Genomic DNA, 22,897 nt, shown 5'->3' on the forward strand with positions numbered 1-22,897 from the left:
GAAGCGAGCATAGATATGTCCATGCAAAAGACCTTCAAGGCCGCCGTCATCCAGGCGGCGTCCATTCCCACCGACAGCATGGCTTGCGCCGAAAAGGCCGCCGCGCTGATCCGGCAGGCAGCCGAGCAGGGCGCCCGGGTACAGGTGTTTCCCGAAGCCTTCCTGGGGGGATATCCCAAGGGCAATTCCTTCGGCGCTCCCATCGGGATGCGCAAGCCCGAAGGCCGCGACGCCTTTGCCGCCTATCATCAGCAGGCCATCCGCCTGGACGACGAGGAGGTCGCGCTGGTGGCGCAGGCCGCGGCCGACACCGACAGCTTCGTGGTGATGGGTTGCATCGAGGCCGACGGCGGCACGCTGTACTGCACCGTGCTGTATTTCAACGGCCAGGCCGGCCTGGCGGGCAAGCATCGCAAGCTGATGCCGACCGCTGGGGAACGCCTGATCTGGGGTTTCGGCGACGGGTCCACCATGCCCGTCATCGACACCCCCTACGGCAAGATCGGCGCGGTGATCTGCTGGGAAAACTACATGCCCATGCTGCGCATGTACATGTACAGCCAGGGCGTCGCGCTGTATTGCGCACCCACGGCGGACGATCGCGACACCTGGGTGCCCAGCATGCGCCACATTGCGCTGGAAGGGCGCTGCTACGTGCTGACCGCGTGCCAGCACCTGCGCCGCAGCGCCTACCCCGAGGACTTCGAATGCGCGTTGGGCGACGCGCCGGACACGGTCCTGATGCGCGGCGGCAGCGCCATCATCGGTCCGCTGGGCGAGGTGCTGGCCGGTCCGGATTTCTCGGAAGAGACCATCCTGTACGCCGACATCGAACCCAACCAGATCCTGCGCGGCAAGTACGACTTCGACGTGTCCGGGCACTACGCCCGCCCCGACGTCTTCCAGCTTCAGGTGGACACCCGTGAAAAGCGCGCGGTCTCGGCCACGGGCGCCGCCGCCGGGCAGCAGGAGGCATGATCGATGCATTTTGATTTCAACGCCTTGCCGGCGCAGACGGTCTACAACATCCTCACCTCGACCGTCACGCCGCGTCCGATCGCGTGGGTCACCACCGTGTCGGGCAAAGGCGTCGTCAACGCGGCGCCCTTCAGTTTCTTCAACGTGATGGGGCATCAGCCGCCGACGGTCGCGATCGGCCTGATGCGCCATGCTGGCGGGGAATTCAAGGACACCGGCGCCAACATCATCGAGAACGGTGAGTTCGTAGTGAATCTGGTGCCGGAATCCCTGGTCCGCGAGATGAACCAGACCTGCGCCGACTACCCTGCGGACGTGGACGAAATGGCCGCGGCCGGTTTGACCGCGCTGCCCGCCACCCATGTGCGACCGCCCCGCATCCAGGGCAGTCCGGTGTCGCTGGAGTGTGTCAGCCAGGCAACGGTCGTGACCGGTCCGCGACAGATTGTGGTTATCGGGCGCGTGCTGGGCGCGCATGTCGAAGACGCCTATGTGCGGGACGCCGAACGCGGGCATGTGGATACGCCGGCGCTGGGCCTTATTGCCCGCATGCACGGCGGCGGCTGGTACGCGCGCAGTACGGACACCTTCCAGCTTGCGCGGCCGACGTCGCCGACCTGAGTTTCCGCGGCCTTCGGGCCGTTTTTCTTGCCTGGGTTTTCCCGTTGATTTGGTCAGCAATAGCGGCTTTTTTACAACGCTGCCGACACCTTTCAGGCAATGCGAAGAGGTTGCGTCAATAACGCCTTCATTTCCCCCGATGCCGCCCAAATCCGGACTGCTAGCATCCGTTCGACCGTCGCGAGAACCCTCGAAAATCCGAACTCTCCGCCGGCAATTTCAGACACAACGGACACCATTATTGGGGGCGGATAACCAGGGGCTTGCGAGCATCTGGCTTGAATTGGCGGCGGCGCAATTCCGCCGCCAAGGCATCCGCCCGAGCACGCATTCACACCGCCCTGGAAGTCGCCGGAGGCAGTATGAAAAACATGAAGCTTGGAACCCGCCTTGCGGGTGGTTTCGCCATCTTGCTGGCCATGATCATGGTCATGTGCATTGTCGGGCTGGTCAGCCTGGCCAACATCAACGAATCGGTCGAAACGCTGACGCAGCGATCCCTCACAAAGGAACGCCTGATCAACGACTGGGCGCGCAACATCCAGTCGGGCGTCACCCGGACCACCGCCATCGCCAAGAGTGCTGACGCCAGCCTGGCAGGCTTCTTCGCCGAGGAAGCCGCGGCATCGACCCGCAACTCGTCGGCGTTGCAGCAGAAGATCGAGCCCTTGATCGAAAGCGACGAGGAAAAGGTGCTTTGGCAAGGCATTGGCAAGGCGCGCAGCGAATACCTGCGCACCCGCGACGGCATCTTCAAGGCCAAGCAGGAAGGCAACGTGGACGCCGCCAACAAGATCTTCACGCAGGAGTTCTTGCCCGCGACGCGCCAGTTCATTGACAACATCAATCGCCTGTCCGAATTGCAGCGCGCCGATATCGACGCGCGCGCCGCAGAAATCGAAGCGTCTTACGGCAACGCGAATCTGTGGATGATCGTGATCGGCTCCATTGCGGTGGTGTGTGGCCTGTTGATGTCCGTGCTGCTGACGCGCAGCATCACCCGTCCGCTGTCCGACGCCGTGCGCGTCGCGCGCACGGTTGCGGCAAACGACCTGACCAGCACCATCGTCGTGCGCTCGCGCGACGAGATCGGCCAGTTGATGGCGGCGCTGGAATCCATGAACGCCAACCTGGCCAGCACGGTCGCCCGGATCCGCACCGGCGTGGACAGCATCGCGTCCGCCTCCGGCGAGATCGCGGCAGGCAACACCGATCTGTCCTCGCGCACCGAGCAGCAGGCTGCGTCGCTGGAGGAAACCGCCGCGTCGATGGAGCAGCTGTCGTCTACCGTGAAGCAGAACGCCGACAGCGCCAAGCAGGCCAACCAACTCGCCGCGGCGGCCTCGGAAACCGCGTCGCGCGGCGGCGCCACCGTGTCCGAAGTCGTCAGCACCATGAACGCGATCTCCGCCAGCTCGGTGAAGATCTCGGACATCGTGTCGGTGATCGACGGCATCGCGTTCCAGACCAACATCCTGGCGCTCAACGCCGCGGTGGAAGCCGCGCGCGCCGGCGAGCAGGGCAAGGGCTTTGCGGTCGTGGCCGCCGAGGTGCGAACGCTCGCGCAGCGCAGCGCGCAGGCCGCCAAGGAGATCAAGGTCCTGATCGAAGACACCGTGCAGAAGATCGGTCAGGGCTCGGGCAGCGCCGAACGCGCCGGCGCGACGATGCAGGAGATCGTCAGTTCCGTGCAACGCGTGACCGACATCATGGGCGAAATCGCGGCGGCCTCGGCCGAGCAGGCGGATGGCATTGAACAAGTCAACCGTGCCGTGTCGCAGATGGACGAGGTGACCCAGCAGAACGCGGCGTTGGTGGAAGAGGCTGCGGCGGCTGCGGGCTCGATGCAGGATCAGTCGGCGGATCTGACGCGGGCGGTGAGCGCATTCAGGTTGCCGGGCGGTGCGGAGCGGGTGTTGGCGGTCGAGGCGGTGTCGTCCGTCCAGGCCGGCGGGTCGCAGGCGTCGTTGCGGTTGGCTGCTTATTGAGCATGCAGCACGGCGTGAATACGCCGTGCAAAGAAAAAAGCCCCTGATTTCTCAGGGGCTTCATTCTTCAATACTTGGCGGAGAGGGTGGGATTCGAACCCACGGTACGGGGATACCGTACGCCTGATTTCGAGTCAGGTACATTCGACCACTCTGCCACCTCTCCGTGGCTGGGTTCCGCATCGGTGAAGTTTCGGTTTAACAAGACTTCACTAAAAGATCCCTGGTCGGAAGGATCTTCGTTGTCGGAGCAGCGAAGCCCGCAATTCTACAGGATTTTTTTCTTTTGTGTAAAGGGGTGGAAAAAAGAACGGGTAAAAGGACCACAGCGGGTTTCATCCGGCTTTCAGTCGGCGCAATCTTTGGCCAGAATTCACCCCATTCCGCCCTCTGCGCATTCCATGGACCTCATCCTCATCCTTCTGCTCGCGGCCGTGCTTTGCGTGCCCATCACGCAAAGACTGGGGCTGGGCGCCATTCCGGGCTACCTGATCGCGGGCGTTCTCGTCGGACCGTCGTGCTTCAAGCTGGTCACGAACGTGGACACGATGATCGGCGTGTCGCAGTGGGGCGTCGTGATGATGCTGTTCATCATCGGGCTGGAACTGTCGCCCAAGCGCCTGTGGGCGATGCGCAACGAAGTCTTCATCCTGGGCACCCTGCAGATGCTGATCTGCGGCCTGCTGCTGGGGGTGGTGTTCGGCGCGGCGCTGCGGCATCTGGCGGGCATGGAGTGGCAGGCGGCGGTGTTGTGCGGTCTGTCGCTGGCGCTGTCGTCCACGGCGGTGGCGCTGCGGTTGCTGGACGAGCGTCAGTTGACCCGCACGCCGCTGGGCCGTTCGGCGCTGGGCGTGCTGCTGTTCCAGGACATGGCGGCGATTCCGATGCTGGTCGCGGCCGGATTGCTGGGGTCGGACGGGACCTCCGCGCCGTCCTTCAAAGAAGCGCTGGTGGCCGTGGCGGTCGTGGCGCTGGCCTACCGGCTGCGTCTGCTGGGCTGGGCGGCGAAGGCGGAATTGAACGAACTCTTTACCGCCGCGGCGCTGCTGATGGTGGTGGGCGCAGCTCAATTGTTCGACTACGCGGGCCTGTCGGCGGGCCTGGGCGGATTCCTGGTGGGCGTGTTGATGGCCGAGTCGCGCTACCGGCATGAGCTGGAAAAAGCGATCGACCCGTTCAAGGGTTTGCTGCTGGGCCTGTTCTTCGTGGCCATCGGCATGTCCATCAACCTCAAGGTCGTGGCCCATCACTGGATGTTCATCTGCGCGGGCGTCGCGGCGCTGCTGGCGGTGAAGGCCGTCATCCTTTATGGATTCGCGCGCTTTCTGGGGCTGCCGCGCTATCACCGGCTGCTGTTTGCGCTGGTGCTGGCCCAGGGCGGCGAGTTCAGCTTCGCCATCTTCAACGAAGCCTGGGACAACCATCTGGTGAACCTGGAGCAGCGCGACGTGCTGTCGGTGATCGTCGCGGTGTCGATGGGCGTGGTGCCGGTGCTGATCAAGGTGCTAGAGCGCGTGCCGGAGAAGTACGGCGGCATGGCGGGCCTGCCTGTGACGGACGCGGTGCCGGTCACGGACACTGCGCCGTCTGCCGACGCCGCGCCGTCGTCCTCCTCGGACAAGCCGCCCACCGCTTGACCCCGCAGCGGGTAAGGGCATGGCATGATTGGCGGCTTGCCGGGCAGCTACACTTGAAGCCCGTTTCGTTTCCCCACGCCAGCTCACAGGAGAAAGCTCATGCTCAAAGGAAAAGTAGCGCTTGTCACCGGTTCCACCAGCGGCATCGGCCTGGGTATCGTCACGGCCTTCGCCGAGCAGGGCGCCGATATCGTCCTGAACGGTTTTGGCGACGCGGCCGAAATCGAGAAGCTGCGCGCGGAGCTTGCCGCCAAGCATGGCGTGAAGGTCATCTACGACGGCGCGGATCTTTCCAAGGGCGCCGCCGTGCGCGAGCTGGTCGAAAACACCGTCAGCCAGCTTGGCCGCATCGACATCCTGGTCAACAACGCGGGCATCCAGCACACCGCGTTGATCGAAGACTTTCCGGCCGAAAAGTGGGATGCCATCCTGGCGCTGAATCTGTCCGCCGTGTTCCACGGCACCGCCGCCGCCTTGCCGCACATGAAGAAGCAGGGTTCGGGCCGCATCATCAACATCGCGTCCGCGCATGGCCTGGTGGCATCGGCCAGCAAGTCGGCCTACGTGGCCGCCAAACATGGCGTCGTGGGATTTACCAAGGTCACGGCGCTGGAAACGGCCGGGCAGGGCATCACCGCCAACGCCATCTGCCCGGGCTGGGTGCGCACCCCGCTCGTCGAAAAGCAGATCACCGCGCTGGCTGAAAAGAATGGCGTGGACCAGGAAACCGCTGCCCGCGACCTGCTCAGCGAAAAGCAGCCGTCGCTGCAATTCGTGACGCCGGAACAACTGGGCGGCACCGCCGTGTTCCTGGCCTCGGACGCCGCCGCGCAAATCACCGGCACGACCGTCTCCGTCGATGGCGGCTGGACGGCGCGCTAAACAAGGAAATTCTGAATGCTGTTGTTGCTTTCCCCCGCCAAGAAGCTGGACTACGACTCGCCGCTGCACGTCGAGACGCATAGCCAGCCGATGTTCGTGGATCAGGCCGCCGGCCTGATCAAGGTCCTGAAGACCAAGACCGCCGAGGACATCTCGGACCTGATGAGCCTGAGCCCGGCCCTGTCCGAGCTGAACGTCCAGCGCTACGCGCACTGGAAGCGCAGCTTCACGCAGGCCAACTCGCGCCAGGCCGTGCTGGCCTTCAATGGCGACGTCTACGAAGGCCTGGACGCCGCCACCCTGTCGGCCAAGCAGCTCGACTGGGCGCAGGAGCATGTCGCCATCCTGAGCGGCCTGTACGGCGTGCTTCGCCCGCTCGACCTGATGCAGCCATACCGCCTGGAAATGGGCACGCGGCTGGAGAACCCCAAGGGCAAGAACCTGTACGAGTACTGGGGCAGCACCATCGCGGACTACCTGAACGAGCGCCAGGCCGGCCAGAAGTCGCCGGTCGTCATCAACCTGGCCTCCGAGGAATACTTCAAGTCCGTCGATCAGAAGGTCCTGAAGGCGCGGGTGGTGCAATGCGTGTTCCAGGACTGGAAGAACGGCGCCTGGAAGATCATCAGTTTTCACGCCAAGCGCGCACGCGGCCTGATGGCGCGTTACGCCATCCAGCACAAGGTTGCCAAGCCGGAAGGGCTGCAGGGGTTTGATCTGGAAGGCTACGCGTACGACGCGTCGGCGTCGTCGGCGGACAAGCTGGTGTTTCGCCGCAAGCTGGACTGACGAAGTCGGCGGCGGGGGAAGGTGTCAGACACCTGGTTGGGACCTCGCCCTCTCACAAAAAATGCCAGCCTGGCATCTCCGCCAAGCTGGCATTTTTTTTTGCCCGTCGAATCGACGAACGGCGGCTTACGACGCCGCGGCCGCCACCGGCGGCGCATGCAGCGGATCGGCCAGCGCCTGCAGTTCCTGGCGGATCATGTGCGTGGCCTTGAGCATCTGCTTCACGGGGTAGACCAGCGCAGCCTGATCGCCCGCAGTGTCGAACTGCGTGGGCAGGTCCAGCGGCACGCGCGGGCTGTTTTCATCCAGCAGCACGGTCATGCCGTCCAGCGCTTGCCGGACCGGCTCGGGCGTGGCGGGCAGCGCCGCCAGAATCGGAATTGCCGCGGTAATTTGCGAGGCCAGCACGTGGTTCTGGATCAGCAGATTGTTCAGTTCCGGCACGTCCACTTGATGCGACTTGGGCTCGCTCATCATGCGGTAGAACGCCTCGGCGAAGTTGCTGAAGGCGATGTGCACGTTCTTGCGCGCCAGGCGCCAGGCCAGGTCGGCGTCGGTGACGGCGGGCGTGTCGGTGGCAGCTGCGCCCACGGGGGCGCCGTGCGCCTGCATGGCTTCGACGTAGCGCAGGCCGGCCAGCAGATACTCGCGGTTGGCGCGGGTCGCGGCCGAAGCCAGCGGCTTCAGGTAACGCGCCTCCCACCACGGCAGGATGTAGCTGCAGACCAGCGCCAGCGCGCAGCCCAGCAGCGTGTCGATGGCGCGTTCGCCGATCACCGACATGGACACGGTGCCCGGCGACACGAAATGGAACACCAGCACCACGAACAGCGTATTGAAAATGGCGCTGGCCATGTAGTTGAGCTGCACCATGCTGTTGCCCATGATGCAGGCGCCCAGCAGGACGGCGAACAGGACGCTGGGCTCGTCGGTCACGTTGAACAGCAGCAGCGCGGCGATGCAGCCGATCAGGGTGCCCATCAGCCGCCAGCCATTGCGCTGGCGCGTCAGCGCAAAGCCAGGCTTCATGATGATGACGATGGTCAGCATGATCCAGTAGTTGTGCGCCGAGAACTCGGGCGATAGCCAGCGGCTGGCCAGCGTCATGGCGATCGCGGCAGCGGCCGTCACGCGCAGCGCATAGCGGAAGTGCGGGGAATCCAGCCGCAGGTTGCTGGTCAAGAGGCCAAAGCGGAATTCCTGGCGCGAAATGAACCGCGTCAGCGACTTGTTGATGCGCAGCACGTCGGTGGGCTTGGCATCGGGCGAGGCCGCCGTGTGATCGGCCAGCCGGTCCACGATGCGCGCCGAATTGCGCAGGCGCCGCAGCACCTGCACGATCAGCGCCAGCATCTCCGGATCGCGTTCGCCCAGGCCTTGCTGCTTGAGTTGCTCGATCTCGTACTCGATGGCGCGCAGCTCCGCCTTGGCGCTGCTGCGGTATTGCACCTTGCGTCCGCGCGACACGTCCAGCGCGATGCGGTTCAGTTCCAGCGACATCTTCACCAGCGCGTCGCGCATGAACATCAGGCAGTCGTTGCCGGCCAGCGTGCGGCGCAGCGCGGCGTAGTCGGTGTGCGTGGCGACCAGCGTGTCCAACAACTGCAGCATGTCCACGAACATGTTCCAGATCATCACGCGCTGGCGGTCGCCCAGGCCTTTGCCGCGGGGCAGGGCGCGCAGCACCATGTCGCGGGCCGCCTGGTGCTTTTCGGTCATGACGGACTGGCGTTGGATCAGGTTTCGGTAGGCCTCGTCCAGATCGGCGGTTTCGTCGTAGAAGTTTGCGCGCGCGGCCACGTAGTCGGCGGTGGCAAACAGCGCGACGGACATGGCCTGTTGCTCTTCACGCAGCCAGAACAGGCGCGAAAACCCCAGGCTGAACGCCACATAGAACAGCGCGCCGCCCAGCGTGGCGGCGGCATGGGCCAGCACTTCTTGCGGCGCCAGCGGCGAGTGCATGGTCAGCGTCATCAGCAGAAGGCCCGCAAAGCCGATCAGGCCGCCGCGCTTGCCGAACACGGTGAACATCGAATAGACGAAGCACTGCGCAATGACGGCCAGCCAGATCAGCACCGGATGCGAGGATGCCAGCCCCGTGATGATGACGGTGATCGTGCCCAGCGCCGCGCCGCCCAGCATTTCGTTGGTGCGGTGCCGCTGCGGACCGCCCGGCTGGTCGATGATGGCCAGGCATTGCGCGCCGAAGGTCGCCACCAGCCCGGTCGTGTAATTGCCGAAGAGGCCGCCCAGCACCAGCACGGGCAACAGCATGCCGACCCCCTGGCGCACCCCTCCGAAGAAGTAGTGGCTATAGAGAAAGCGGCGAATGCTGGCAATGCGCAAATCCATGGGCGGCGGCTCGGTTCTGGACGACGCAACAAGTATAGAGAGGGCATCGCGCGTTTTGGGGCCGGATAGTGACCGAACCTTCCGCGCAACGGTCGGCAAAAGCCGATTTGCCACCTTTGACGCAACGCGGTAAATTGCTCCACTTGCTTCGGTCTGCCTATCCGATACCGGAGCGTTGATGCGAACGGCCAGGGTCACATCCCAGCCGTTGTGCAGCAAGTCTCACCTGCCGTTGGCCGCGCCACAAGCGTGTGTTGCCAAGGCTTCCATTTCGACCTCCAGCGTCCCCCAGGGGCGTTTGCACTGCGTTCTGTCGAGCGTGTGCCGGGTCGGCAAGGTGTCCGGGTGGCGTGGCTCCGTGAGCCGCTAAGCGCCGGATCATGTTGTCGTAACCGGTATGGGTTCAGTTGCCGCCGTATCCGGGCGCGCAGCAGTCAGGGTTGCAGGGCCGGTTTTGAAAGGAACTACAACATGGAAATGAATGGCGCCGATATCGTCGTGCGCTGCCTGGCCGATGAAGGCGTGGAACACGTTTTCGGCTACCCTGGCGGCGCGGTGCTCTACATCTACGACGCAATCTTCAAGCAAGACAAATTCCAGCATATCCTGGTTCGTCACGAGCAAGCTGCCGTGCACGCGGCCGATGCCTACTCGCGCTCGTCGCAAAAGGTCGGCGTCTGCATCGTGACCAGCGGTCCGGGCGTGACCAATGCCGTCACCGGCATTGCCACCGCCTACATGGACTCCATCCCGATGGTCATCATCAGCGGGCAGGTGCCCACTGCAGCCATTGGCGAAGACGCTTTCCAGGAATGCGACACCGTCGGCATCACGCGTCCCTGCGTCAAGCACAACTTCCTTGTGCGCGACGTGAAGGACCTGGCCGAAACCATGCGCCGCGCGTTCTACATTGCGCGCACGGGCCGTCCCGGTCCGGTGCTGGTGGATATCCCCAAGGACATCACCGTCGCGCAGTGCAAGTACGTGCCGCCCAAGGGCGAGATCTCGATGCGTTCCTACGCGCCCGTCAACAAGGGCCACCAGGGACAGATCAAGAAGGCCGTGCAGATGCTGCTGGCCGCCGAGCGCCCCATGATCTACACGGGCGGCGGCGTCATCCTGTCGAACGCCGCGCCTGAGCTCAACAAGCTCGTGACGCAGCTGGGCGCGCCCTGCACCAGCACCCTGATGGGTCTGGGCGGCTTCCCGGCCAGCAGCGGCCAGTTCGTGGGCATGCCCGGCATGCACGGCACGTACGAGGCCAACATGGCCATGCAGCACTGCGACGTGCTGCTTGCCATCGGCGCCCGCTTCGATGACCGCGTGATCGGCAATCCCAAGCACTTTGCGCAGAACGCCCGCAAGATCATCCACATCGACATCGATCCCTCGTCGATCTCCAAGCGCGTGCGCGTGGATGTCCCGATCGTGGGCAACGTCAAGGACGTTCTGGCCGATCTCAGCGCGCAGTTCGAGATCGCCGCCGCCGAGCACAAGCCGGCCTCGCTCGCCAAATGGTGGGACCAGGTCGAGACGTGGCGCGGCAAGGAATGCCTGAAGTTCGCCAACTCGGACGAAGTCATCAAGCCGCAGTACGTGGTGGAAAAGCTCTGGGAAGTGACCGGCGGCGACGCCTTCGTCACCTCGGACGTCGGCCAGCACCAGATGTGGGCCGCCCAGTACTACAAGTTCGACAAGCCGCGCCGCTGGATCAACTCCGGCGGCCTGGGCACCATGGGTGTGGGCCTGCCGTACGCCATGGGCGTGCAGATGGCCAATCCGGGCAAGGACATCGCCGTGATCACCGGCGAGGCCTCGATCCAGATGAACATCCAGGAACTGTCGACCTGCCACCAGTACCGCCTGACGCCCAAGATCGTCTGCCTGAACAACCGTTTCCTGGGCATGGTGCGCCAATGGCAGCAGATCGACTACGGCTCGCGCTATTCCGAGTCGTACATGGATTCGCTGCCCGATTTCGTCAAGGTCGCCGAAGCCTATGGCCACGTGGGCCTGCGCATCGAGCGTCCCGCCGACGTCGAACCGGCGCTGCGCGAAGCGTTCGGCAAGCACAAGGAGCGCCTGGTCTTCCTGGACTTCATCACCGACCGCACTGAAAACGTGTGGCCGATGGTCAAGGCCGGCCGCGGGCTGACTGAAATGCTGCTCGGCTCTGAAGACCTGTAAGGAGGCCCCGCAATGAAGCACGTGATTTCCGTCCTCCTCGAAAACGAACCCGGCGCGCTGTCGCGCGTGGTGGGCCTGTTTTCGGCGCGGGGCTACAACATCGAAACCCTGACCGTGGCGCCCACCGAGGATTCCACGCTGTCGCGCATGACCATCGTCACGACCGGTTCGGACGAGGTCATCGAACAGATCACCAAGCATTTGAACCGCCTGGTCGATGTCGTGAAGGTGGTGGACCTGACCGAAGGCGCCCACATCGAGCGCGAGCTGATGCTCGTGAAGGTGCGCGCCGTCGGCAAGGAACGCGAGGAAATGAAGCGCATGGCGGACATCTTCCGCGGCCGCATCATCGACGTCACCGACAAGTCCTACACCATCGAATTGACCGGGGTGCAGGAAAAAGTACAGGCCTTCCTCGAGGCCCTGGACCGCAGTGCCATCCTTGAAACCGTGCGCACCGGCGTGTCCGGCATCGGACGCGGTGAACGGATTTTGAAGATTTGACCGGCCTTCCAGGCCTGCCTCACCCTACATCTGAATCAAACGAATATCCAAATACTGGAATCTGGAGCACAACATGAAAGTTTTCTACGACAAAGACTGCGATCTGTCCCTCATCAAAGGCAAGACCGTTGCCATCATCGGCTACGGTTCGCAAGGTCACGCCCACGCGCTGAACCTGCATGAGTCGGGCGTGAAGGTCATCGTCGGCCTGCGCAAGGGCGGCGCCTCGTGGAACAAGGCCGCCAACGCCGGCCTGGAAGTCAAGGAAGTCGCGGAAGCCGTCAAGTCGGCCGACATCGTCATGATGCTGCTGCCCGACGAGAACATCGCCTCGGTCTACAACAACGAAGTCCACGGCAACATCAAGGCGGGCGCCGCCCTGGCGTTTGCCCACGGTTTCAACGTGCACTACGGCCAGGTCGTGCCGCGCGAAGACATCGACGTCATCATGATCGCCCCGAAGGCCCCCGGCCACACGGTGCGCAACACGTACAAGCAGGGTGGCGGCGTGCCCCACCTGGTGGCCGTGTACCAGGACAAGTCGGGCGCCGCGCGTGACGTGGCCCTGTCGTACGCCAGCGCCAACGGCGGCGGCCGTGCCGGCATCATCGAAACCAACTTCCGCGAAGAAACCGAAACCGACCTGTTCGGCGAACAGGCCGTGCTGTGCGGCGGTACCGTCGAACTGATCAAGGCCGGTTTCGACACGCTGGTGGAAGCCGGCTACGCGCCCGAAATGGCCTACTTCGAGTGCCTGCACGAACTGAAGCTGATCGTCGACCTGATCTACGAAGGCGGCATCGCCAACATGAACTACTCGATTTCGAACAACGCCGAATTCGGCGAGTACGAAACGGGCCCGAAGATCGTCACGGACGAAACCCGCAAGGCCATGCGCCAGTGCCTGACGGACATCCAGACCGGCGAATACGCCAAGAAGTTCATCCTGGAAAACGCCGCCGGCGCCCCGACCCTGACCTCGCGCCGCCGCATCAACGCGGAGTCGCAGATCGAGCAAGTGGGCGGCAAGCTGCGCGCCATGATGCCCTGGATCGCCGCCAACAAGCTGGTGGACAAGTCCAAGAACTGATCCCCACGGCAGGCGGGGCGTTGCCCCGCCGGTCAGGATCGAAGCGGCATGCCTTTCATGGGCATGCCGCTTTTTTCTTATTTTTTGGCCTTTTCGCAGCCATTTGGGCGCTTTGGCGCCAAATGGGGCCGGGCACGATCCTTGCTGTAGCCCGCAAGCAGGGCCAGATAGGTTAACCTTTCAAAGTCCGTCGTAAGTTATTGAGACCATGCCCAATTTTTCCATGCGCGATTCCGAGAACCGCCACCGGAGCATTTACCTGCTCCCCAACGCGTTCACCACCGCCGCTTTGTTCGCCGGGTTCTACGCCGTTGTGCAGGCCATGAACGACCGCTTCGAAGTCGCCGCCATCGCCATTTTTGTCGCCATGGTGCTGGACGGCATGGACGGCCGGGTGGCCCGTCTGACCAACACGCAGTCCGCATTCGGCGAGCAATACGACTCGCTGTCCGACATGACGTCGTTCGGTGTGGCGCCGGCGCTGGTCATGTATGAATGGATCCTGAACGACCTGGGCCGCTGGGGCTGGCTGGCGGCCTTCGTCTATGTGTCCGGCGCGGCATTGCGGCTGGCGCGTTTCAACACCAATATCGCCGTCGTGGACAAACGTTTCTTCCAGGGATTGCCCAGCCCGGCCGCGGCTGCGCTGGTGGCGGGTTTTGTCTGGCTGGCCGTGGACAACAAGCTGCCCATCCATGACAGCCTGATGGCCTGGGTGGCGTTCACGCTGACCATGTACGCCGGCATCACCATGGTGTCGAACGCGCCGTTCTTCAGCGGCAAGAGCTTCGCCCTGGGCCGCAGCGTGCCGTTCTGGGGCATCCTGCTTGTCGTTGCGGTGTTCGTGTTCGTGTCCAGCGATCCTCCCGTTGTCCTGTTTGGCCTGTTCGTGCTGTACGGCCTGTCGGGCTGGGTCACCTGGCTGTGGCGCTGGAACAAGGTGCGCCGCCTGCAGCAGGAGCGCCGCGGTCATTCGTCCTGACGTCCAGACGCCGCCAACAAAAAACCCGCCATCGCAAAGATTGGCGGGTTTTTTGTTCCGGGTGGTGCTACCAGAAGTTGAACCGGTCGTCGTCGTACATGGGGTCTGGTCCGGGGTGGAAGTGGGTGACCTTGCTGCCGTCGCGGCTCATGTACACGTACATCAGGGAATTCCAGACGCTGTTTTCCTTATAGCGATACGACCACACGACCTCGCGCTTTTCGCCCAGGCCAGCCTGTTCGATACGAGCTGGCGGGCCGAACTCGCAGCGCACCCGATCCGGCCCCCAATCTCCGGTCTCCAGCACTTTGAAGTGCGCGTCGGTCAGAAGCGGCATCACCCGGTCGACCCGGCCATCGGGGCCGACGTTCGCGCCCCAGGCGTACTGGCCCATGGGCTGCTGCGTCCAGATCACCCGGCGGCCGCCATTGGCCTGGGGACATTCGAAGTTGGGCGCGCCGAACTGCGCCTGGACTTGCGAAAGCGGGGTGCCGGGCGGCACCTCGGTCATGTTGGCGCAGGCGGCCAGTCCGGCCAGTGCGATCGAGGCTAGGGTCACGCGGGCCGTTCTGTATAAGCTGATCATGTCCATGCTCCTTCGGGTGCGCACTGCGGCTTGGCCGGCCCTCGCGGCGGGCCCGGTCTTCTTGCTGGGGTAATTCTAGCGAATCAGCTATAATCGCCGAGCTTTATCAAATGTATTGATTCTGCAAGATCCTTTGCGCCAGCCGCCGGCGGCTTGTCGCAGTACCCGCAACATGGCGCCAAGCCTCATGTGCCGGTCCTGCCCGATCCCGCCAATGGCAGCAGTGAGAAAGCGAATTCAAGCCTGGCTCGCGCAAAATTTTCCAAACCACGTCAGGGCGCCTCGGCCCTGTCGCATGTCCGAAGAGGTCATCAATGTCTGTAGCTGACATCAAGAAATCCGATATCGTTGCGCAATTCCAACGCGCTCAGGGCGATACCGGCTCCCCCGAAGTTCAGGTGGCTCTGCTCACCGCCCGTATCAACGAGCTGACCGGTCACTTCAAAGAACACATGAAGGATCATCACTCGCGCCGCGGTCTGCTGCGTATGGTCAGCCGTCGCCGCAAGCTGCTCGACTATCTCAAGGGCCGCAATCCCGATTCGTACCGCGCACTGATCGAAAAACTCGGTCTGCGCAAGTGATCGACGGGGCTGGCTCCCCATGACGCAACCGTGGTCGGTGCGACGCATGTCGCAGCGGCCACGGTTTTTCATTTGTAAGGAATAATCGTCATGTTCAACAAAGTGACTAAATCGTTCCAGTACGGCCAGCACACGGTCGTCCTGGAAACTGGCGAAATCGCTCGCCAGGCCTCCGGCGCCGTTGTGGTGTCGATCGAGGACACCGTCGTCCTGGCCACCGTCGTGGCTGCCAAGAAGGCAAAGCCGGGTCAGACGTTCTTCCCGCTGACCGTCGACTACATCGAAAAGACCTACGCCGCCGGCCGCATCCCGGGCGGGTTCTTCAAGCGCGAAGGCAAGCCCTCCGAAAAGGAAACGCTGACGTCGCGCCTGATCGACCGTCCGCTGCGTCCGCTGTTCCCCGAAGACTTCTACAACGAAGTCCAGGTGGTCCTGCACACGCTGTCGGTCAATCCTGAAATCGATCCCGACATCGCCGCCATGATCGGCGCCTCGGCCGCGCTGGCCATCTCGGGCATCCCGTTCAATGGCCCGATCGGCGCCGCGCGCGTGGGTTACATCGATGGTCAATACACCATCAACCCGACCGCATCGGAACTGAAGTCCTCCAAGCTGAACCTGGTTGTCGCCGGTACGGAAAACGCCGTGCTGATGGTCGAATCGGAAGCTGACCAACTGTCCGAAGAAGTCATGTTGGGCGGCGTGGTCTATGGCCACCAGCAAATGCAGACCGTCATCAACGCCATTCACGAACTCGTGAAGGATGCTGGCAAGCCCGATTGGGATTGGCAGGCTCCCGCCAAGGACGAGGCCCTGATCGCCGCGGTCACCGCCGCCGCCCAGGAAGGCCTGAACGCCGCCTACCAGATCCGCGAAAAGCAGGCCCGCACCGCCAAGCTGCGTGAAGTGTCGGCCGAGGTGTCGGCCAAGCTGGCTGCCGCCGCTGCCGAAAAGGGCGAATCGGCTCCCGACGCCGTCACGGTCGACAACATCATGTTCTCGCTGGAATCGGCCATCGTCCGCGGCCAGATCCTGAACGGCGAACCGCGCATCGACGGCCGCGACACCCGCACCGTCCGTCCGATCAGCGTGCGTCTGGGCGTGCTGCCCCGCGCGCACGGCAGCGCCCTGTTCACCCGTGGTGAAACCCAGGCGCTGGTCGTGGCCACGCTGGGCACCAAGCAAGACGAACAGATCATCGACGCGCTCATGGGCGAGTACCGTGACCGCTTCATGATGCACTACAACATGCCTCCGTTCGCCACCGGCGAAACCGGCCGCATCGGTGTGCCGAAGCGCCGCGAAATCGGCCACGGCCGTCTGGCCAAGCGCTCGCTAGTGCCGCTGCTGCCGGCCCCCGAAGACTTCCAGTACACGATCCGCCTCGTGTCGGAAATCACCGAATCCAACGGCTCCTCGTCGATGGCCTCGGTCTGCGGCGGCTCGCTCGCCATGATGGACGCTGGCGTGCCCATCAAGGATCACGTGGCCGGCGTGGCCATGGGCCTGATCCTGGACGGCGGCAAGTTCGCCGTGCTGACGGACATCCTGGGCGACGAAGATCACCTGGGCGACATGGACTTCAAGGTTGCGGGCACCGAAAACGGCGTCACCGCACTGCAGATGGACATCAAGATCCAGGGCATCACCAAGGAAATCATGCAGGTTGCGCTGGACCAGGCCCGCGAAGGCCGTCTGCACATCCTCGGCAAGATGAAGGACGCCCTGGACGGTTCGCGCGGCGAGCTGTCGGCGTTCGCGCCGCGCATGCTGACCATCAAGATCAACCCCGAGAAGATCCGTGACGTGATCGGCAAGGGCGGCGCCACCATCCGCGCGCTGACCGAAGAAACCGGCACGCAGATCGACATCTCCGACGACGGCACGATCGTGATCGCCAGCGTCGACGAAGCGCAGGCCAAAGAAGCCCAGCGCCGCATCGTCGAGCTGACCGCCGACGTCGAAGTGGGCCAGATCTACGAAGGTTCGGTCCTGCGTCTGCTGGACTTCGGCGCCATCGTGCAAGTGCTGCCGGGCCGCGACGGTCTGCTGCACATCTCCGAAATCGCCAACTACCGCATCGCGAACATCAACGATGTGCTGAAGGTCGGCCAGCAAGTCCGCGTCAAGGTCATCGAGGCCGACGACAAGGGCCGTCTGCGCCTGTCCATCAAGGCAATCGGTGGCATCGAGCAGCAGCAAGCCGCTGCCGCTCCCGAAGCTGCTCCCCAATCGGAACCGCAAGCTGAATAAGCCTGCAGCCTCCTGATTGAAAAGCGGCGCCTCATCCGAGGCGCCGTTTTTTTTGCCTGGCGCGGCTGAACGTGAGGGGGATGGGCCGCTGCTCCCCAGTTCGTCCGCCTTCCTGTAAAGTCTTGCGCGAGAGGCGCGCCGCCGGGTGCAATGGCGCGCTTCACGCTTGATCGAAGGGGGCATACGGATGAGCAAGGCATGACGGCGTGGCCGATAACCGCAGTCACCGCAGCGCTGTTGGCTGCGCTGTTGACCGGCTGCATGTCGCCCCCCGGGGCGGGCCAGCGTGGCCCCAAGGGCGAGGACATGACGGCGGACCAGTTCGCGCAGACGGACTTCAACCGGACGGTCACGCTCGAGGTACGCGACAACCTGACCAGCCTGTATTCGTTGCTGGACAAGCTGTACCGCCGCAATCCGCGGGAATGGCGCAAGACCGGTGCGCCGGACCTGGCCACGGCGGTGAACCGCGTCAAGCATTCCATCGAAGTCCGCGTGCCGCCGCGAGATCTGAGCGGGCTGCGCGACATCCAGATCCTGGCAGTCGCCCTGGATCCCAATTATCCGGGCGACCGGGTCGGCGCCTTCATCTACGGGCTTGCGGACACCATCATCGCGGCGCACAACGGCAAGACGCGCCTGTACGCGACAGACGCCCTGGACGGCCAGCGGGTCTACAATGCCGCACGGAATGTCGAGGCCGCGGCCTGGCTGCTGGCCACGCGCCGCAACAACCAGGGCGAATTGCTGTTGCTGGCCAACGAAATTTCCCCGACCGCCACGAATCTCAGCTTCGAGCGCGAGTTCGGCGCCATCATCGGCCGGCTGGACCTGATCGCCAACCTGCTCGGCGAGAACTCCCGGCGGATCGGCATCAACTACGCCCAGGGCCTTTTGCTGTTCAACTTCCTGCCTGTGCGTTAACCGGATTTCCATCGTGATCGATATCGCATCCATCCAGGCCGCCCGCGAAAAGCTGCGCGGCCAGGTCCTGAAGACCCCGTTCACCCTGTCCCGCACGCTGTCCGACATTTTCGGCGCCGAGATCTGGCTGAAATTCGAGAACCTGCAGTTCACCGCGTCCTTCAAGGAGCGCGGGGCGCTGAACCGCATGCTCACGCTGTCGGACGAGGAGCGCGCCAAGGGCGTGATCGCGGTGTCGGCGGGCAACCACGCGCAAGGCGTGGCCTACCATGCGCAGCGCATGGGCGTGCCGGCGGTGATCGTCATGCCGCGCTTCACGCCGACGGTGAAGGTCGCCAACACGCGGCGCTTCGGCGCCGAGGTCGTTCTGGCAGGCGACACCTTTGACGATGCCAAGGCGCGTGGCTACGAGCTGGCTCGCGAACGCGGCCTCATCATGATCCACCCCTACGACGACGAAGCCGTCATGGCGGGGCAGGGGACCGTCGCCCTGGAAATGCTGGAAGACCAGCCCAAGCTGGACACCCTGGTCATCGCCATCGGCGGCGGCGGGCTGATCTCCGGCATCTCCACCGCCGCCAAGGCCGTGAACCCCGGCATCGAGATCGTGGGCGTGCAGACCGAGCGCTTTCCGGCCATGTACGCGGCCGTCAAGGGCGTCACCATGCCGCCGGGGCAGTACACCATCGCCGAGGGCATCGCCGTCAAATCGCCCGGCGATCTGACGCTGGCCGTCGTGCAACGACTGGTCGACCGCATCGAACTGGTCAGCGAAGCGGACATCGAGCACGCCATCGTCGTGCTGCTGGAAATTGAAAAGACCGTCGTGGAAGGCGCAGGCGCCGCGGGCCTGGCCGCCTTGCTGCGCGCGCAGGAAGAGGGCAGCGACCGCTACAAGGGCAAGCGCATCGGGCTGGTGCTGACGGGCGGCAACATCGACCCGCTGATGCTGGGCGAGCTGATCGAGCGCGGCATGGTGCGGGCCGGGCGGCTGGCGCGGATCCGCGTCGACCTGCGTGACCTGCCCGGGGCGCTGGCCCATGCCACCAAACTGATTGCCGACGCGCAGGCCAACATTACAGAAGTGCACCACCAACGCGCGTTCACATCGCTGCCCGTGCGCAATGTCGAGGTGGATTTCGTGTTGCAGACGCGCGGTCCCGAGCACATCCAGGAAGTGATCGACATCCTGAACGCGGCCGGGTTTGCGGCCAGCAATCACGATCATTGACCGCCCGGGCGGCATCGCGATGCGGCCCCATTCTTTCAATCTGCTGTCATAAAACTGTCGCTCTGGCCGAACTTTCGGCCGGAGCGTTCTTGTATGGGCGGCGTGTTCGTGGCCGCCGCGTTGCAAGCATCAGGTGCGAGTCCCGGCAGGACCTCGCCGGTGACGGATTCCCCGCTCCAGAGCCTGCAAAAAATGCATCTGAATATTTCTACGCAGGCTTACAACCATTCTGTACGGAACTTTTCCTCTAATGGCTAACTCACCTGAAAAATCGGCTATTTAAGCCAATTTCGCGGATTTGTGACCCTTCCGGCAGGTGCCAGGATGCCGAATTGCGTCCATTCCACGGTCTAGGGATATCCCCCACAAAGTCATGGTTGATACCCATAGGAGATATGTCGTTCCACGATTTACCATCCCGCGTTCATGTCGTTGCCGCCCGTCAAAGCGGCTGCGTTGAAAGAGAAATGAGCGCGTCTGAAGTCAGGATTTCCGGGACGCGACGGATTAGGGAGAAAGCAGATTGATAAGAAACAGACAGGATTTCTGGTCTGGCGTCATGTTCATCGTGGTGGGGGGAGGCTTTGCGTTGCAGGCGACCCAATATTCCATGGGCAGCGCGGCGCGCATGGGCCCCGGTTACTTTCCGTTCTGGCTCGGCATCGTGCTGGCGCTGATGGGCGCGACGGTGCTGATGAGCGCCTTGTCCCCCCGCGCCGAGAAAACGACGATCGGCCGCTATGACTTCCGCATTCTTTTTCTCGTCGTCGGGTCCGTGTTCCTGTACGGCTTTTCCCTGCGTTATCTCGGCCTGTACCTCTCGGTGTTCCTGCTTGTCCTGATCAGCAGCGTCGCCAGCCACGAATTCAACTGGAAGGTTGCCGTCGCCAACGGCCTGTTCCTCGTGGCGTTCTCCTACCTCGCGTTCATTCGCGGGTTGGGCCTGATCTTTCCGCTGTGGCCCAGCGTGCTGACCAACTGAGGTACCGGATATGGAATTGCTTCAAAACCTGATGCTGGGTTTTTCGGTGGCCTTCACCCCCGAAAACCTGACTTACGCATTCATCGGCTGCCTGCTGGGCACGCTGGTCGGGGTGCTGCCGGGGCTGGGTCCCGTGCCGACCATCGCCATGCTGCTGCCCATCACCTACGTGCTGCCGCCTACCGCCGGCCTCATCATGCTGGCCGGCATCTACTACGGCACGCAGTACGGCGGGTCGACGACAGCCATCCTGGTGAACCTGCCGGGCGAGACCTCGGCGGTGGTGACCGTGCTGGACGGGCACCAGATGGCGAGAAACGGACGGGCGGGCGCCGCACTGTCGCTGGCGGCCATCGGCTCGTTCTTTGCGGGCAGCGTCGCCACCGTGCTGATCGCCGCCTTCGCGCCGCCGCTGGCCGAAGTGGCATTCGCGTTCGGCCCGGCCGAGTACTTTTCGCTGATGGCGCTGGGTCTGATCGGCGCCGTGGTGCTGGCGTCGGGCTCGCTGCCCAAGGCGATCTGCATGATCCTGCTTGGACTGCTGCTGGGCATGGTGGGCACCGACGTGAACTCGGGCGTGGCGCGCTATGACTTCAGCATCCCCGAACTGCAGGACGGCATCGACTTTGCCATCGTCGCCATGGGCGTCTTCGGTCTGTCGGAAATCATGAGCAACCTGGAACTCAAGGAGAACCGGGTCGAGATCACCGACAAGGTCGGTTCGCTGTATCCCAGCCGGCAGGAATTCCGCGAAGCCGCGCCCGCCATCGTGCGCGGCACGGCGCTGGGTTCGGCGCTGGGCATCCTGCCGGGTGGCGGTTCCGTGCTGTCGGCGTTTGCGTCCTACACGCTGGAAAAGAAGCTCTCGAAAGAGCCGCAGCGCTTCGGCAAGGGGCATCCCGCCGGGCTGGCCGGTCCCGAATCCGCCAACAACGCGGGCGCGCAGACCTCCTTCATTCCGCTGCTGACGCTGGGCATCCCGGGCAACGCGGTGATGGCGCTGATGGTGGGCGCGATGACCATCCACAATATCCAGCCGGGACCGCAGGTCATGTCCAGCCACCCCGAGCTGTTCTGGGGCCTGATCGCCTCGATGTGGATCGGCAACCTGATGCTGGTGGTGCTGAACCTGCCGCTGATCGGCATCTGGGTGAAGCTGCTGCGCGTGCCTTACCGCATGCTGTTCCCGGCGATCCTGGTCTTCTGCACGATCGGGGTGTATTCGTTGAACTACAACGCCTTCGACATCTTCATGTTCGCCATCTTCGGCATCATCGGCTACGTGTGGAGCAAGCTTGGCTGCGAAGGCGCCCCGCTGCTGCTCGGCCTGGTGCTGGGGCCCATGATGGAAGAGAACTTCCGCCGGGCGCTCCTTCTGTCGCGCGGCGAGTTCTCCACCTTCGTCACGCGCCCGCTGTCGGCCACGCTGCTGGCGCTTGCCGCGATCCTGCTGGTGCTGGTTGCGATGCCCGCGCTGCGCAAGAAGCGCGAAGAGGCTTTCGTCGAGGTCGATTGACGTAACGGTTACGGTTGGCTCCGGGTCTGGTTCGGCGAAAGCCGGCCAGGCCCCTTTTTTATTGGCGGCTTCTTATTGCCTGCCTTATTTCCGCCGGCTTATTGCCGCCGCTTTCATCGCCGAGCGGTCTATTGACGCGCCACCAGGTTCTTCAGACCGTACAGCCGTTCACGATGCAGCGTTGCAGTCAGCGGCTCCGGCTCGCGGCCCAGCGCGACGTAGTCGGCGGGAATCTGCGCAATCGCGTCCTGCATGTTTTCAGACCCCGCGTGCCACCACTGCACCAGCATCCGGTCCGGGTTGTAGACGTCCAGCCCCTGGCGTCGCAGCTCGGAACGATTGAAATCCTTCAGATTCCACGTCAGCACCTGCACGGTCGGCGTCTGAGGCAGCCCGCAGCGCGCGCGCCGCGCCAACCCGGCCGCGATCACGTGGAAATCCTTCGGATCGCTGTAGCGCAGCGACGCTTCATAGACCTGCGTGTCCGATTCCATGGCCGCCGGAAACCGCGCGTTCATGTCTGCCCAGAATTCCGCCATCACCTCCGGCGGAATGTCCCAGATGCGGCAGGCGTTGCGGCGCCATTCCTCGCCGATGCGCTCGGTCCATACGGGCTGGAACACGCCGGCCTCGGCCAGGCGCAGCAACAGGCGGCGCAGGATGCCGGACATGAGGACGCACGCGTCCAGGACGATGAACGGGGGAGAAGCGGGGAGGGAGGTCAAGATCGGTTCGGTCGCTGGCCCGGGCAACGCGCACGAATGGTGCGGCGATGGTCGCCGGGCGGGCGGGAAATATGAGGCGAGGCAGA

19 protein-coding genes and 1 tRNA gene are annotated in these 22,897 nt (G+C 63.8%); 16 read left to right on the forward strand and 4 right to left on the reverse strand.

Annotation, left to right across the window (positions count from 1 at the left end):
* Positions 1 to 15 precede the first annotated feature (15 nt).
* The 3 genes from AB3147_RS05685 (at position 16) to AB3147_RS05695 (ending at position 3,587) form a co-directional block, all read left to right on the forward strand.
* A complete protein-coding gene (locus AB3147_RS05685; protein WP_367351539.1) occupies positions 16 to 978 on the forward strand; it encodes a carbon-nitrogen hydrolase family protein in 963 nt (320 codons plus the stop codon).
* Positions 979 to 981: 3 nt separating this feature from the next.
* On the forward strand, positions 982 to 1,599 hold the full coding sequence (locus tag AB3147_RS05690; RefSeq protein WP_175123116.1) for a flavin reductase family protein: 618 nt from the start codon (positions 982 to 984) through the stop codon (positions 1,597 to 1,599).
* 371 nt (positions 1,600 to 1,970) lie between these two features.
* The gene (locus AB3147_RS05695; protein WP_281359591.1) at positions 1,971 to 3,587 is read left to right on the forward strand and encodes a methyl-accepting chemotaxis protein; all 1,617 of its coding nucleotides are present in this window, start codon (positions 1,971 to 1,973) and stop codon (positions 3,585 to 3,587) included.
* A gap of 75 nt (positions 3,588 to 3,662) precedes the next feature.
* Here the strand turns inward: AB3147_RS05695 and AB3147_RS05700 are convergent.
* Positions 3,663 to 3,753 (reverse strand) — tRNA-Ser (locus tag AB3147_RS05700).
* 235 nt (positions 3,754 to 3,988) lie between these two features.
* On the opposite strand from AB3147_RS05700, the gene AB3147_RS05705 reads away from it, so the two are divergent.
* From AB3147_RS05705 to yaaA, 3 genes are all read left to right on the forward strand, one after another.
* Entirely contained in the window at positions 3,989 to 5,224 is a 1,236-nt protein-coding gene (locus AB3147_RS05705) for a cation:proton antiporter domain-containing protein (RefSeq protein WP_367351540.1), read from the forward strand.
* Positions 5,225 to 5,323: 99 nt separating this feature from the next.
* Complete coding sequence (locus tag AB3147_RS05710) at positions 5,324 to 6,106, forward strand: 3-hydroxybutyrate dehydrogenase (protein ID WP_367351541.1); 783 nt, start codon at positions 5,324 to 5,326, stop codon at positions 6,104 to 6,106.
* A gap of 15 nt (positions 6,107 to 6,121) precedes the next feature.
* The gene (gene yaaA, locus AB3147_RS05715; protein ID WP_367351542.1) at positions 6,122 to 6,895 is read left to right on the forward strand and encodes a peroxide stress protein YaaA; all 774 of its coding nucleotides are present in this window, start codon (positions 6,122 to 6,124) and stop codon (positions 6,893 to 6,895) included.
* 126 nt (positions 6,896 to 7,021) lie between these two features.
* On the opposite strand, the gene AB3147_RS05720 is transcribed toward yaaA, so the two are convergent.
* Positions 7,022 to 9,247, reverse strand: coding sequence for an FUSC family protein (locus tag AB3147_RS05720; RefSeq protein WP_175123111.1), 2,226 nt, complete (start codon positions 9,245 to 9,247; stop codon positions 7,022 to 7,024).
* Between the two features lie 417 nt (positions 9,248 to 9,664).
* On the opposite strand from AB3147_RS05720, the gene AB3147_RS05725 reads away from it, so the two are divergent.
* The 4 genes from AB3147_RS05725 (at position 9,665) to pssA (ending at position 14,010) form a co-directional block, all read left to right on the forward strand.
* Positions 9,665 to 11,434 (forward strand): acetolactate synthase 3 catalytic subunit, encoded by a 1,770-nt coding sequence (locus AB3147_RS05725; protein WP_279971975.1) that lies wholly within the window; start codon positions 9,665 to 9,667, stop codon positions 11,432 to 11,434.
* Positions 11,435 to 11,446: 12 nt separating this feature from the next.
* Entirely contained in the window at positions 11,447 to 11,938 is a 492-nt protein-coding gene (gene ilvN / locus AB3147_RS05730) for an acetolactate synthase small subunit (protein ID WP_006223608.1), read from the forward strand.
* Between the two features lie 73 nt (positions 11,939 to 12,011).
* Positions 12,012 to 13,028 carry a ketol-acid reductoisomerase gene (ilvC, locus tag AB3147_RS05735; protein ID WP_056568560.1) on the forward strand — a complete coding sequence of 339 codons (1,017 nt, stop codon included), beginning with the start codon at positions 12,012 to 12,014 and terminating at the stop codon, positions 13,026 to 13,028.
* Positions 13,029 to 13,236: 208 nt separating this feature from the next.
* Positions 13,237 to 14,010: a CDP-diacylglycerol--serine O-phosphatidyltransferase gene (pssA, locus tag AB3147_RS05740; RefSeq protein WP_105237630.1), complete on the forward strand. Its 774-nt coding sequence runs from the start codon at positions 13,237 to 13,239 to the stop codon at positions 14,008 to 14,010.
* A gap of 67 nt (positions 14,011 to 14,077) precedes the next feature.
* Here the strand turns inward: pssA and AB3147_RS05745 are convergent, their stop codons facing one another.
* The gene (locus AB3147_RS05745) at positions 14,078 to 14,596 is read right to left on the reverse strand and encodes a hypothetical protein (protein WP_175123109.1); all 519 of its coding nucleotides are present in this window, start codon (positions 14,594 to 14,596) and stop codon (positions 14,078 to 14,080) included.
* Positions 14,597 to 14,910: 314 nt separating this feature from the next.
* Between AB3147_RS05745 and rpsO the strand changes: the two genes are divergently transcribed.
* The 6 genes from rpsO (at position 14,911) to AB3147_RS05775 (ending at position 22,086) form a co-directional block, all read left to right on the forward strand.
* Complete coding sequence (rpsO, locus tag AB3147_RS05750; RefSeq protein ID WP_006223612.1) at positions 14,911 to 15,180, forward strand: 30S ribosomal protein S15; 270 nt, start codon at positions 14,911 to 14,913, stop codon at positions 15,178 to 15,180.
* A 90-nt stretch (positions 15,181 to 15,270) separates the two neighbouring features.
* Positions 15,271 to 17,433, forward strand: a complete 2,163-nt coding sequence (gene pnp / locus AB3147_RS05755) for a polyribonucleotide nucleotidyltransferase (RefSeq protein WP_279971930.1) — start codon at positions 15,271 to 15,273, stop codon at positions 17,431 to 17,433.
* Positions 17,434 to 17,631: 198 nt separating this feature from the next.
* Positions 17,632 to 18,357 (forward strand): hypothetical protein, encoded by a 726-nt coding sequence (locus AB3147_RS05760; protein ID WP_175123107.1) that lies wholly within the window; start codon positions 17,632 to 17,634, stop codon positions 18,355 to 18,357.
* Between the two features lie 13 nt (positions 18,358 to 18,370).
* Positions 18,371 to 19,588 carry a threonine ammonia-lyase gene (locus AB3147_RS05765; RefSeq protein ID WP_218344865.1) on the forward strand — a complete coding sequence of 406 codons (1,218 nt, stop codon included), beginning with the start codon at positions 18,371 to 18,373 and terminating at the stop codon, positions 19,586 to 19,588.
* Positions 19,589 to 20,147: 559 nt separating this feature from the next.
* Positions 20,148 to 20,570, forward strand: a complete 423-nt coding sequence (locus AB3147_RS05770) for a tripartite tricarboxylate transporter TctB family protein (RefSeq protein WP_175184167.1) — start codon at positions 20,148 to 20,150, stop codon at positions 20,568 to 20,570.
* Positions 20,571 to 20,580: 10 nt separating this feature from the next.
* Positions 20,581 to 22,086, forward strand: a complete 1,506-nt coding sequence (locus AB3147_RS05775) for a tripartite tricarboxylate transporter permease (RefSeq protein ID WP_175137244.1) — start codon at positions 20,581 to 20,583, stop codon at positions 22,084 to 22,086.
* A 128-nt stretch (positions 22,087 to 22,214) separates the two neighbouring features.
* Here the strand turns inward: AB3147_RS05775 and AB3147_RS05780 are convergent, their stop codons facing one another.
* Positions 22,215 to 22,757 (reverse strand): PIN domain-containing protein, encoded by a 543-nt coding sequence (locus tag AB3147_RS05780; protein ID WP_239216225.1) that lies wholly within the window; start codon positions 22,755 to 22,757, stop codon positions 22,215 to 22,217.
* Positions 22,758 to 22,897: the final 140 nt, after the last annotated feature.

Origin of the sequence: Achromobacter animicus (assembly GCF_040775605.1) — a bacterium.
Taxonomy (GTDB): Bacteria; Pseudomonadota; Gammaproteobacteria; order Burkholderiales; family Burkholderiaceae_B; genus Achromobacter; species Achromobacter animicus.

Excerpts from the sequence above, each read along its gene's own strand:
- AB3147_RS05770 (WP_175184167.1), top strand. The coding sequence starts at position 20,148 with ATGTTCATCGTGGTGGGGGGAGGCTTTGCGTTGCAGGCGACCCAATAT.
- AB3147_RS05690 (WP_175123116.1), top strand. The coding sequence starts at position 982 with ATGCATTTTGATTTCAACGCCTTGCCGGCGCAGACGGTCTACAACATC.
- ilvN (WP_006223608.1), top strand. The coding sequence starts at position 11,447 with ATGAAGCACGTGATTTCCGTCCTCCTCGAAAACGAACCCGGCGCGCTG.
- AB3147_RS05760 (WP_175123107.1), top strand. The coding sequence starts at position 17,632 with ATGACGGCGTGGCCGATAACCGCAGTCACCGCAGCGCTGTTGGCTGCG.
- yaaA (WP_367351542.1), top strand. The coding sequence starts at position 6,122 with ATGCTGTTGTTGCTTTCCCCCGCCAAGAAGCTGGACTACGACTCGCCG.
- AB3147_RS05720 (WP_175123111.1), bottom strand. The coding sequence starts at position 9,247 with ATGGATTTGCGCATTGCCAGCATTCGCCGCTTTCTCTATAGCCACTAC.
- rpsO (WP_006223612.1), top strand. The coding sequence starts at position 14,911 with ATGTCTGTAGCTGACATCAAGAAATCCGATATCGTTGCGCAATTCCAA.
- ilvC (WP_056568560.1), top strand. The coding sequence starts at position 12,012 with ATGAAAGTTTTCTACGACAAAGACTGCGATCTGTCCCTCATCAAAGGC.
- AB3147_RS05745 (WP_175123109.1), bottom strand. The coding sequence starts at position 14,596 with ATGATCAGCTTATACAGAACGGCCCGCGTGACCCTAGCCTCGATCGCA.
- AB3147_RS05695 (WP_281359591.1), top strand. The coding sequence starts at position 1,971 with ATGAAGCTTGGAACCCGCCTTGCGGGTGGTTTCGCCATCTTGCTGGCC.
- AB3147_RS05705 (WP_367351540.1), top strand. The coding sequence starts at position 3,989 with ATGGACCTCATCCTCATCCTTCTGCTCGCGGCCGTGCTTTGCGTGCCC.
- AB3147_RS05685 (WP_367351539.1), top strand. The coding sequence starts at position 16 with ATGTCCATGCAAAAGACCTTCAAGGCCGCCGTCATCCAGGCGGCGTCC.
- pssA (WP_105237630.1), top strand. The coding sequence starts at position 13,237 with ATGCCCAATTTTTCCATGCGCGATTCCGAGAACCGCCACCGGAGCATT.
- pnp (WP_279971930.1), top strand. The coding sequence starts at position 15,271 with ATGTTCAACAAAGTGACTAAATCGTTCCAGTACGGCCAGCACACGGTC.
- AB3147_RS05775 (WP_175137244.1), top strand. The coding sequence starts at position 20,581 with ATGGAATTGCTTCAAAACCTGATGCTGGGTTTTTCGGTGGCCTTCACC.
- AB3147_RS05780 (WP_239216225.1), bottom strand. The coding sequence starts at position 22,757 with ATGTCCGGCATCCTGCGCCGCCTGTTGCTGCGCCTGGCCGAGGCCGGC.
- AB3147_RS05710 (WP_367351541.1), top strand. The coding sequence starts at position 5,324 with ATGCTCAAAGGAAAAGTAGCGCTTGTCACCGGTTCCACCAGCGGCATC.